Source organism: Pseudoalteromonas sp. PAR1 (genome assembly GCF_947311895.1).
In the GTDB taxonomy this organism is placed as follows: domain Bacteria; phylum Pseudomonadota; class Gammaproteobacteria; order Enterobacterales; family Alteromonadaceae; genus Pseudoalteromonas; species Pseudoalteromonas lipolytica_C.
The window spans coordinates 1-11354 of sequence record NZ_CAMZMY010000043.1 but is presented as its reverse complement, the minus strand read 5'-3'; the positions used below and the strand labels follow the sequence as shown (position 1 = coordinate 11354).

Annotated in this window: 11 protein-coding genes and 1 tRNA gene; 6 read left to right on the top strand and 6 right to left on the bottom strand. The window is 40.9% G+C overall.

The genetic code is table 11. The annotated features are described in order from the left end of the window. Positions 1-189: 189 nt before the first annotated feature. The 4 genes from QL229_RS20350 to uvrD form a co-directional block, all read right to left on the bottom strand. Complete coding sequence (locus QL229_RS20350) at positions 190-1038, bottom strand: CZB domain-containing protein (RefSeq protein WP_281547356.1); 849 nt, start codon at positions 1036-1038, stop codon at positions 190-192. 67 nt (positions 1039-1105) lie between these two features. Beyond that, the gene (locus QL229_RS20345; protein WP_199527416.1) at positions 1106-2230 is read right to left on the bottom strand and encodes an ABC transporter substrate-binding protein; all 1125 of its coding nucleotides are present in this window, start codon (positions 2228-2230) and stop codon (positions 1106-1108) included. Next, complete coding sequence (locus tag QL229_RS20340; RefSeq protein ID WP_281547355.1) at positions 2154-4262, bottom strand: GNAT family N-acetyltransferase; 2109 nt, start codon at positions 4260-4262, stop codon at positions 2154-2156. Before QL229_RS20340 ends, QL229_RS20345 begins: the two co-directional genes overlap by 77 nt. Next, positions 4240-6405, bottom strand: coding sequence for a DNA helicase II (gene uvrD, locus QL229_RS20335; RefSeq protein WP_058583696.1), 2166 nt, complete (start codon positions 6403-6405; stop codon positions 4240-4242). The genes QL229_RS20340 and uvrD overlap by 23 nt, the downstream gene beginning before the upstream one ends. A gap of 422 nt (positions 6406-6827) precedes the next feature. On the opposite strand from uvrD, the gene QL229_RS20330 reads away from it, so the two are divergent. Then, the gene (locus QL229_RS20330) at positions 6828-7052 is read left to right on the top strand and encodes a hypothetical protein (RefSeq protein ID WP_054554878.1); all 225 of its coding nucleotides are present in this window, start codon (positions 6828-6830) and stop codon (positions 7050-7052) included. 123 nt (positions 7053-7175) lie between these two features. Beyond that, entirely contained in the window at positions 7176-7544 is a 369-nt protein-coding gene (locus QL229_RS20325; protein WP_135923188.1) for a YacL family protein, read from the top strand. Between the two features lie 32 nt (positions 7545-7576). Here QL229_RS20325 and QL229_RS20320 read toward each other — a convergent pair whose 3' ends face one another. Beyond that, positions 7577-8206: a peroxiredoxin-like family protein gene (locus QL229_RS20320; protein WP_281547354.1), complete on the bottom strand. Its 630-nt coding sequence runs from the start codon at positions 8204-8206 to the stop codon at positions 7577-7579. A gap of 133 nt (positions 8207-8339) precedes the next feature. On the opposite strand from QL229_RS20320, the gene QL229_RS20315 reads away from it, so the two are divergent. After that, positions 8340-8960, top strand: a complete 621-nt coding sequence (locus tag QL229_RS20315) for a dUTP diphosphatase (protein WP_055199370.1) — start codon at positions 8340-8342, stop codon at positions 8958-8960. Here QL229_RS20315 and yrfG read toward each other — a convergent pair whose 3' ends face one another. Continuing rightward, entirely contained in the window at positions 8961-9617 is a 657-nt protein-coding gene (gene yrfG, locus QL229_RS20310; protein WP_054563941.1) for a GMP/IMP nucleotidase, read from the bottom strand. It abuts the gene before it with no gap. Between the two features lie 61 nt (positions 9618-9678). Between yrfG and nudE the strand changes: the two genes are divergently transcribed. The 3 genes from nudE (at position 9679) to QL229_RS20295 (ending at position 11354) form a co-directional block, all read left to right on the top strand. Next, positions 9679-10251 carry an ADP compounds hydrolase NudE gene (nudE, locus tag QL229_RS20305; protein ID WP_171040476.1) on the top strand — a complete coding sequence of 191 codons (573 nt, stop codon included), beginning with the start codon at positions 9679-9681 and terminating at the stop codon, positions 10249-10251. Then, entirely contained in the window at positions 10244-11041 is a 798-nt protein-coding gene (gene cysQ, locus QL229_RS20300) for a 3'(2'),5'-bisphosphate nucleotidase CysQ (protein ID WP_135923193.1), read from the top strand. Before nudE ends, cysQ begins: the two co-directional genes overlap by 8 nt. 240 nt (positions 11042-11281) lie before the next feature. Beyond that, positions 11282-11354 (top strand) — tRNA-Met (locus QL229_RS20295).

Sequence of the window (11354 nt, the reverse complement as noted above, 5' to 3'; positions counted from 1 at the left end):
CAGTAGTGAAACGAAACAGCGCCGATGATAGTGTGGCATTTGCCATGTGAAAGTAGGACATCGCCAGGCTCCAAATTAGAGAAAGCCCGATTCGAAAGAGTCGGGCTTTTTTGCGTTTAAGCTATCCACACAACGTGCCTTATTCATTCTTCAGGTAGGTTGGGCTGGCTTCAAACTTTACTCTCGCTACTAAAAGAGCCCGTATTCTTCGGTTTCTTCAGCTTCATGGCGCATGAGGTGTTCTGGACGGAATATTGCGCTTGGATCTAACAACAGGCTATGTTTATTTTTCATTTTGATTAAACCACGCATCATAATTTTCGTCTGAGGATCAACATCGAAACCCACAGAGGTGAGCTGCTCTAATGGTTTAATATCTTCTTTTTTTACGTTTATGTTATCTTCAACTTGGTCAACTAACAGACCTATATGAGGCGTGATGCCATCTTTTGTTGTGAAGATAATAATTGGCTTGTAATCAAGGATAATTTGTTCTCGGGCTGACTCAAATAATCTGACGAGTTGATTAAATACCTGACGTTTTTTTTCTTCAAAAACACTAAGAACTTTTTCTTGGGGTTGGCTTTTCTGTAACTCTAATAATTCTCTGGCCATAGCATGTAGTTCACGATGAGGTGCATCGAACTTAACAATAATGCTGTGTAAATCCTCGTTATCTGTTTTGAAATTGTTATACCAGCGGCCAAATTCACACTTATCAGGATCTGTTGATTTAGTGAATGGAGTGCCTGTTACTAAGCTGTGCTCAAGCGCATTTAGCCACTCTAGGTGCTCTTTTTCTCGTTCTACTAATAAATCTGAAAGTGCAGTGTTTGTATCACTAGTTGATTGGTTGTTTAAAACGATGCCTAAATCAAAGATAGGGGTGGGTGTATCCATGTAGTCTTTTACACCAATGAAGCTTTTATTTTCATTCGGCAAAGATGTCAAATTTCCTTCATAACGTTCAGTTAGAAGTATATCGAGAATTTTTAATGAAATGGTCTTTTGCCCGACACGAAAATTAATCAGATCCATATTTCCCTCAAAGCCTTGTTAAGTCTTTATAGCATAGAACATTATTGCTAATTAGTTGTAGTTAAATTTAATTACTTTTGTAGTATGAACGATAGATTTTTTTTATCTTATCTTTATCGGGGTCACTAAACAGAGCGGCTAGCTCACTATCTCTGTCAAAGGTTTTGTTTAGCTGGATTAGTAAGCATTGATTATTTAGTGGTGTAGGGCATTCTTTTGCGGCTTCTACTAAAGCTGCTGCATTCAAATAGCCTTCAAAAATAATTCGATTAGGGGTCACATTATAAGGTTTGATATCTTCCTTAAAGCTTTTACACCAGGCGTTTTCACATTTATTAGGGTTGGGGACCACTTCTGTGACCATTATATTTGCTGGGTGTTTTACAAGAGCAAATAAATCGTGACTAGAAACAAATGAAACGGATGTAAAGTCAGGTTTGAAACCTTGTTCATAGCTGGTATTTATAAATTCGGCTAGCGGTTGATAGGTTCCTACCATACAAACAGCCGTTACTTCGCTTTGCTTCAGAGTTTCTAACGCTTTCGATATATCTGAACTATTTCTTCTAAAACGAGCTACTTCGATAGGTTTGATGCCAAACTCTTCTAAGGCAGTGATTAAGTTACTTTCAACCATGTAGCCAAATTCATCAGCTTGAATGATTAAGCCGATCTTTTGATGGTTACGTTCTTTTATCAAATAGTTTATCTGTTCAATAGCTTCATCTTGATAGCTAGCTCTTAAGTTAAACACATTGGGCATTGAGCTATTATGCAGAAAATCAGCGCCTGTAAACGGCATTAGAAAGGGAATGCGGTGCCTATCTAGTAATGGTTTTATGGCGTGAGCGGTGGGTGTTCCCATCGAGCCGAAAATCGCGTGAATTTTTTCGGTGTACAAAAACTGTCTTGTATTTACAACGGTGTTTTTTGGCTCATATCCATCGTCAGCGAGTATAAGATCTATATTCTGGCCATTGATCCCTTGGGTTTTGTTAACTTTATCGAAGTAAATTTTACTGCCTAGCGCAAGTTGCTCACCGATTTGTTTGGCAGGTCCTGTTAATGCGGTAGACATGCCTAACTTTATAGGGGGTTGCGTATGTTGCGCTAAGCTAGTTGTTGGTATCAACACCAGGGTTATTAAAAGGGCATTGAGTACTTTTAGTGTTAAGTGATTTATAGTGAGCATACCAACCTTTTACTGCGGTTATAAACTGTGAATCGAGTTCTTTACGGCCAGCAAAATTAGCTTCATAAATAAAGCTATTCACAGATGTCTGCTGTAATACTAGTCTAATAAGGATGAATTTTGTATTTTCATCTAATAATTTTAGACTAATTGGTGTGTGCCATATTAGTTGCCACAGTAAAGGTTGTATATTGAAAAGATTGAAATCATCACTGATGATCCGCTCTGCTCTAGTGGATAATGCAGTAGGGCAAGCAGAGCTTGGCAAATGCGATACTAATTGATCAACTAACTGCCAAGGTAAGCTTTTAAAGTGCCCTAACAATTGCACTGATATGTCTAACTTAAACTCATTAATGAGTTGCTGTACCAATGAACTATTTTGTTTGCAAAGCGATTTTATCACTAAAGCAGGGTGCTCAGCTGTTGCCTTATCATGACTAAAACCGAGTTTTACGACATGAAAGCCATTGTGCTGCCAGAATCTAACAAGCGATACATTAGCACCAAAACTTGCCCCAAAATAGCTACAATTATCTAACTGTCTTTCGCAGTATTTTAATAAGGCTGAGCCAATTCCTTGCTGATGGCATTCGGGTGCTATCGCTATTCTTACAACCCGAGCAGAGACCTCTGTCAGAAAGTGTGAGTCTTTGCTTAGTTGAGTAAGTGTTTGTGCCATCAAATGGCCATGCGGACGACGCTGACCGGCTTTAACATGGTCTGCTATATCTTTAGTCAGTCCACCTTCGAGAGCAACCAAGCAGACGCCTTTGAGCTCATCTGCTTGAGTGCAAATAAACAATTGTAATTCAGGCGCATCAAGTAATTGGCGTAAATCATTAACACTGGTTTGATAATGTGCCAAAGCAAGTAAGGCTATTATCTGTCCTAGCAGTTGCTCATTATCAACAAGTTGTTGTTTGCTTACTTGTGCAAAATTGAGAGATTGTTCTTTACTTGTGTGTTGGCACTTTGCATCGAGAAGTAATAGTTCGCGTAGGCTATTTTCTAGTGGATCATGTTTAGCAAAACGAATTGGCTCATCCAGAGTAATAGTCTTTAGCGATTTAAATTGACTGCGCAAGTAATGTAAAAAGCGTAACGTGTAACCTCGTCCATTTCCTTCATAACCAACCATAGTGCTAGCAAATACAATTCGTGGGTAGCTTTTCAGGATCTGCAATAATAGTGGAACTGGAATCGCTGCTGCTTCGTCGACAAACAGCAGATCGCAATCAGGTTTTTCATTTAGCAGTATATCTGGCGCAATATAGCTAAGGTTAGCTAATTGCTTACAGTTTTGCTCTTTGCTAACACCAAGCTCAGCAGCTAAATGTTTAAAGCTTGTTTGTACAGCTTTGGCTTGGGTTGCACAAATAAGGATTTTTTTATCTTGAAGATTGGCTGCTGCAAATCCTAAAGCCGCTGACTTACCACGACCTCGGTCGGCACTGATCACAAAAGGACGATTAGCGCGTCCTGACGCGGTTTTAATAATTTGCTCAACACATGTTTGTTGTTGCTGAAAATTTATCTCAGCAGTTGCTGGTGATACTGATTGGTAAGCAGGGAGCGAGTGCTCAGTAAAATAATGTGGCTGCAACTTTAGCTTGGCGAATAAACGCTGATTAAAAAAGCTGTGTTGAATCACTTGGCCATAGGAGGTAATACTTGTGAGTGCAGGGTCTTGCCAATTACTGTCATCAGGCAGCAATAGTATCAGTACACCTCCTGCTTTTACGGTGCCTGCAAGTGCGGCTAATTTATCGGCATATAAGCCGCTAAAACCATCAAAAATTGCGTTTTGAAACTCTTGACCAAGAATTTGGTGAGCATGTTTTGGAAACTCACTATTTGCTAATAATGAGCTGCTACTGAAAACATAGCTATTTTTAAGCGCTAATTGGTTTGCAAATTGATAGCACCAAGCTTCGCTTCCTTGCACTATGACAAGCTGGCGATGCTTTGCAATCACCAGCTCGTTGCACAGTGCTGTTAAATACTCATTATAAGGCTTGAAGTCTTGCATACTGTGTTACAAGCCATTTGCTGCCTAGGTCATCAAAGTTCACTTGAATACGTGACTGTGCGCCGCTACCTTCGTAATTGAGTACAGTACCTGCACCAAACTTGGCATGCAAGACGCGTTGACCTAAGTTAAAGCCGCTATCTTCAAATGCGGCATGTGTTACTGATGGACTAAAACGACCTGCTGCAGGCGGTCTTGAAACCTGTGTTTTAATACGAATTTCTTCGATACAGTCTTCAGGCATTTCTCGTAAAAAGCGTGATGGACTGTGGTATTTTTCTTGGCCGTATAAACGGCGACTTTCTGCATGGCTAATATACAGTTTTTCCATGGCGCGAGTCATACCGACATAACATAAACGGCGCTCTTCTTCTAAACGGCCAGACTCTTCATTACTTTGTTGAGATGGGAACATGCCTTCTTCAACACCAACCATAAATACCAACGGGAACTCTAGGCCTTTTGCTGAGTGCAGGGTCATCATTTGCACCGCGTCTTCGTGCTCGTCAGCTTGACCTTCGCCAGATTCTAGAGAGGTATATGCCAAAAAGCCCTGTAGTGGCGAGCTGAACTCTTCATCTTCAGGGAGTTCATATTGACCGCAAGCACTAATAAGCTCTTCTAAGTTTTCTACCCGGGCACGGCCTTTTTCACCTTTTTCAGCTTGATACATTGCCATTAACCCAGAGGTTTGAATGGCGTATTTCGCTTGTTCTTCTAAAGTGAGATCGCTGATCTTATCTTCGATATGCTCAACAAGCTCTAAGAATTTAGTGACGGCACTCGCTGCACGGCCAGATAAATGCTGCTGCTCGATAATAGCTTTTGCGGCATACCAAAGTGGCAATGATTCATTTCGCGCGCAATCACGAATATGGCTTAGTGTTTTATCACCTATGCCACGGGCTGGGGTGTTAATAACGCGCTCGAAAGCTGCATCATCTTGACGGTTACCCACTAAACGTAGATACGAAAGTGCATCTTTGATCTCTTGACGTTCGAAGAAGCGCATACCGCCGTAAATACGGTATTTTAAACCTTCTTGTAGCATTGCTTCCTCGAGTACACGAGATTGCGCATTGTTACGGTATAAAATCGCGGCATCTTGTAATGCATTACCTGCATTTAGCCAGCTACGCAGTTTGCTGCTGACAAAGCGCGCTTCGTCTAATTCATTAAACGCAGCGTAAACAGAAATAGGCTCACCATCATTGCCGTCTGTCCAAAGGCTTTTGCCCATGCGTTCAGCATTGTTTTTGATCAGCGCATTTGAGGCTTTCAAGATGGTTGCCGTTGAGCGGTAATTTTGTTCAAGGCGAATGGTTTCGGCTTCGAAGTCAGTTAAAAAGCGTTTGATATTTTCAATTTTTGCGCCACGCCAGCCATAGATACTTTGGTCATCATCACCCACAATCATAATACTGTTCGTATTACCCGCGAGTAGTTTTAACCAAGCGTATTGGATTGTATTAGTATCCTGAAACTCGTCTACTAGCATGTGAGCAAAACGCTGTTGATAGTGACGTAAAAGTGTTGGGTGGTTCTTAAGTACTTCGTAGCAGCGCAGCAGAATTTCGGCAAAGTCGACCAAACCTGCGCGGTCACAAGCCTCTTGATATGCAGCGTAGACTTTCAACATCATCTGCTCATTAATATCGTAGGCTTGAATGTCTTTAGGACGTAGACCTTCATCTTTTTTCGCGCTGATATACCAACCAAATTGTTTTGCTGGCCACTTTTTATCATCGATGTTCATCGCTTTAAGCAAGCGTTTGATCATACGTTGTTGATCGTCAGAATCTAAGATTTGAAAGCTTTCAGGCAAGTTCGCTTCACGGTGATGGGCGCGTAAAATGCGGTGAGATAAGCCATGGAAAGTGCCAATCCACATACCGCCAACCGGTGCTTTTAAGGTTTCTTCTACACGGGTGCGCATTTCTTTCGCGGCTTTGTTAGTGAAGGTTACCGCAAAGATGCTGTATGCAGAAGCTTGCTCAACTTGCATGAGCCATGCGATGCGATGAACAAGTACTCGAGTTTTACCAGAACCTGCACCTGCAAGTACTAGCATGTTTTGCAATGGGGCTGCGACTGCATCCCGTTGTTTATCATTTAAGCCATCGAGTAATTCAGAAACGTCCATCGTTACGCCTTTTCAATCTATAATGGGTGGAGTATAACAGGTGTTTATGCAAGGCTAAATAAAATACTGTTTTTATAAACAGCTATTTTGGCAAGTCATTAAAATTACGAAAGGATACCTATCCGCAATAATACTTAATCATTTTGAGGGATTAAACCTGTCGCTACCTGCGTTAAAAATTTCTCATTTAGAACAACTAAATAACGAAATTTTTGCCTTGTTATCAACGAGGTTTTATTGCCTCAAAATAGATCACTTAATTAAGCGAATAGGTATGAAAATTGTGAATTTGACCGATTTTTAGCAAAAAGAACTAAAATCAAAATAACGCTACTTTTTAACACTTTGATTTGTAAGTCATAATAAGTTGGCATAAAGTGTGTTTATAAAAAGTATAATCATTAAAAACTACAGAGGTTAGTATGGCAGAGCAAGGTTCTGGCGGTAATGTAATCGCAGCAATATGTAATATCTTTTTTCCTGGTTTAGGACAATTGGTACAAGGTCGTTTAATGGCGGCTATTGCATTCTTTTTAGCATGGGTGATTAGTGGTGCACTAATATATGTTGCAGTAGGTTTTATTTTACTGCCAATCGTATACCTATGGGCGATTATTGATGCTGCGCGCTTCAAATCGCGACTCTAGCTATTTTAAATAGCATAAATACGAGCGCCCGCATGGGCGCTCGTGTTGTTTTAACCTTACAAAACTCGCCACGTCTAGCTGCAAACGGTATAATTAGCACATAACGTATTACGAGTACCCTTCATGGAATATCAATTTATCCGCGACCCAATTAGCGGTTTACGCATTAAAATTTCCTCTGAACATGCCGTCATAGGCCGTTGGCTAAACGAAGAAGTCGGTAAAGAAAAAATCGCGATGGTGCAAGCGTTGATCTCTGCGGTTAAGAGCAGCAATGAGCCATTAACTTTACAAGGTCAAGAAATTGATTTGATCTTAAGTAAAGATGAAGCGTTATTCGAAGCACATGCATTACATCAAGACAACGAAGACCTAGTTGCCTATCAAGATGATGATTTAATGCTTGAAGAAGAAGGCCTCTGCAGTGGCTGCGGCTTTGAAGACTTTGTTGATTTAATTGAATCTTGGCAAGAGTTTACACAAGGCCGATAAGCAGAAACAAGTTCTGCTTATCGGTTGCCAATTTATTGCTCACTCACTGATTTAACAGCGGCTAGTAATAAATCTTCTGTTAAGCGTACTTTGTAATTTGGGTTAGCGTATTGAAAATGAACTAACCCATTTGTGTCTATCACGAATACTGCGGGTACTGGTAGCGCGACTTTCGCCTCACCCTCTAACGAGACAAAGTTAACCCCAAGCTTATTACGGTAAATCTTTGCTGTTTTGTCATCTAAATAAAACGCTAGACCTAACGTTTGCGCCAAAGTGAGGCTGTCGTCAGAAAGCAATTGATAGCTAGGAGCTGTAATTTTTGTTTCAGCGAGTTTTTCAGGGCTGTCTGGTGAAACGGCAATTAATTGCGCGTTTAAATTTGCTAATTTTTTCTCAATTTTTTGTACGCTGGCCAATTGCTTTGAACAATATGGGCACCAACCGCCACGATAAACAATCAGCACGGTAGTTTTTTCTTTAAAGCGCTCAGCTAGCGAGACGGTTTTACCGTATTGGTCTTTCAATTCAACATTTGGCACCGTTAAGCCAGGTAATAACGGACTAACTTGCTCTGCTGATTCGGCAATATTGGTTGCAGTTGCAGCGATAACTTGGCTTGATAGTACAAACAGTGCACTAATGAATAGAGATTTAAACATGGGCTTCCTCGGTTATTTTTATCAACTGCAAAGATGACCTGCTTGTTGCGGGATTTATTTCATCTTTACCTACATCAAACTCAAATTTAACTGTAGTATATAGGCAAATAAAAAATGCAAGTTGGGATAAAGAATGTCTGCTAATTTACAAAAACTCGTTGTTATGCTCGAGATGCAAAATGCGATGAATACCAAAGTTCATGAGCAATGGTTTAGCCAAGGTTTTGAATGGTATCGTGCAATTTGGGTTGAGTGTGCTGAAATGCTGGATCACTACGGTTGGAAGTGGTGGAAGAAACAAACCCCAGATACAGAACAAGTTATTTTAGAGTTAGTTGATATTTTCCATTTTGGTTTATCTTTACGCATTGATGGCGAAACCAGCTATGAGCAGTTAGCTGCGCAACTTGAAGCTGAGTTAAGTGCGCCAGTTCAAGCCGATGACTTTAAACAAACACTCGAATTATTAGCCGCGTCAGCAGTTGCTGAAAAGAGTTTTAATGCAGCTGCATTTGCAGGTTGTATGGCGCAAATCGGTATGGATATCGATGATTTATACCGTGGCTACGTTGGTAAAAACACCTTGAATTTCTTCCGCCAAGATCATGGCTACAAAGACGGTAGCTATATCAAGGTGTGGAATGGCCAAGAAGATAACGAGCACTTAGTTGAAGTGGTAAAAAGCCTCGATACAGAGCATGCAGATTTTGCAAAACTTGTATACCAAGGCTTAGAGCAGCGTTACCCGAAGTAATCATTCAACAGGTATAAGCTCGCGAAAATCGATGGTTGATAAAAAGCCATCGAACTGCTTATGCGGTTGCTGACTATCAGGGTTGGCAACCGCAAGTATATGACCAATACCAAACTCTTTTGCCGCATCTAGCACGGCAGGGCTGTCATCCACAAATAAAGTCCGTTCCTTATCAAACTGCCATTCTTGATGTACTTGTTGCCATAATGGTTGATGCTCTTTACTCACGCCATATTGATGAGTTGAGATCACACCATCTAAGTAATTATCGATAGCAGTATGTTCAAACTTTAACATGGCACAATCTGGGTGCGCGTTAGTAAGCATGATCAATTGTTTGCCTGCTTTTCTAAGCTCAGTTAAAAACGGCGGAACATCTTCACGAATTCTGATTAAATGTTGAATGTCACGTTTCAGCGCCATAATTGGTAAATCAAGTTGTTGTTGCCAATAATCTAAGCAGTACCAATTAATTTGTCCGTGAACTTGTTGATAACGATGTAAAATGTCAGCTTTTGCTTCGTCTAAGCTGATTTTATGTTTACGCGCATATTGCTCGGGAATAACGGTTAGCCAAAAGTAATTATCGTAATGCAAATCGAGTAGGGTGCCATCCATATCTAACAACACAGTATCGATTTTTGACCAATTTAACATAGGCAATTCACTTTAAAAGATTTATGATGAGCATAACTGCCATGATAGCAAATTAATGCCAATGACACAGAAAAAGCATCCTACACCACCGCAAATTTTGTCTAATGAAGTTGTCGCTAAAAGTCGACTATTTACTGTTGAATCTCTCGAATTGAAGTTCTCAAATGATGAGCAAAGGCAATACGAAAGAATTCGTGGCGGTGGCAGAGGGGCAGTTATGATTGTGCCAGTAACGGCCGATAACGAACTGTTATTAGTGCGAGAATATTGTGCAGGCACCAATGATTATCAGTTGGGCTTTCCAAAGGGCTTAATTGACCCGGGCGAAACACCACAGCAAGCTGCAGATCGTGAGCTTAAAGAAGAAGTTGGTTTTGGCGCAAAGCACTTTGCTGAACTTAAAAAAGTCAGCATGGCACCGAGTTACTTTAATGCCACTATGCATATTTTGTACGCCGAAGATCTCTACCCTGAAACCTTACCTGGTGATGAGCCTGAACCGCTTGTCGTTGTGAAATGGCCAATAAGTGATTGGCAATCATTATTGCAACAAGAAGACTTTACCGAAGCACGAAGTGTCGCAGCTTTGCTATTATTAACAAAGTACTTAGAGTCGGGAGCGGGCAATGAATAATTTTTTAGAGCCGTGTATTCGGTTAGCTGAACAAGCTGGCGACGCTATAATGGCCATTTATCAACAGGATGATATAGGTGCTGAGCAAAAGTCAGATGATACGCCTGTTACTAAAGCTGATTTAGCCTCGAATGAGGTGTTGATGGCAGGTTTACAAGCATTAGCGCCTGATATTCCAATTATGTCAGAAGAAACACCTATTCCAGCGCTGGCAGATAGAAAAGATTGGCAGCGTTATTGGTTACTTGATCCAATGGATGGCACTGGCGAGTTTATTTTAGAAAGTGGTGATTTTGCAGTAAATATCGCTTTAGTTGAAAATAATCGCCCAGTGCTTGGCGTTATTCATTGGCCAGCGAAACAAGTGACTTATTTTGCTAGTTATCAAAATGGCGCGTTTAAACGTGAAAATGGCCAAGATCAGCAAATTTCGGTAGCAACGCCGGATAATTTAACCTTAGCTGTAAGTCGAAGACAAAAAATTGAAGCTGTTAGCCAATATTTAAATACCCAGTTTGCGACGGTTGCATTAGGTTCTTGTTCATTAAAAGCATGCATTATCGCGGAAGGTAAAGCTGATTGTTTTTTACGAATAGGGCCAACAGGTGAGTGGGATACAGGCGCGTCGCAAGTCATTGTTGAAGAAGCGGGTGGTTGCATCACGGACGCTGAATTCAATCCGTTAACTTACAATCAACGAGAAAGTACCGAGAATCCTGATTTTATTGTTATGGGGCACCCTGATTGGGAGTGGCAAAAAATGATTAGTCCACATCAGCGCGCATTTTAGTGAGGTTTTGTGTGCTTTTTGTTCGCTTAAGCCCGTATTTTGATTATAACGCTTGATTTCTAATTTTATTGCTATATTATAGCGCTCTCTTCGGAACAAGGCATCGTTAACATGCTCATGTTACTTAGAGATTACAGGCGCGGGATAGAGCAGAATGATAAATCATTCGTCGGACTCGCTAATACCTGAAGTCGAAGGTCGTCGGTTTAAATCCGGCTTCTGGGACTCTAAACATACAGGCGCGGGATGGAGCAGCCTGGTAGCTCGTCGGGCTCATAACCCGAAGGTCGTCGGTTCAAATCCGGCTCCCGCA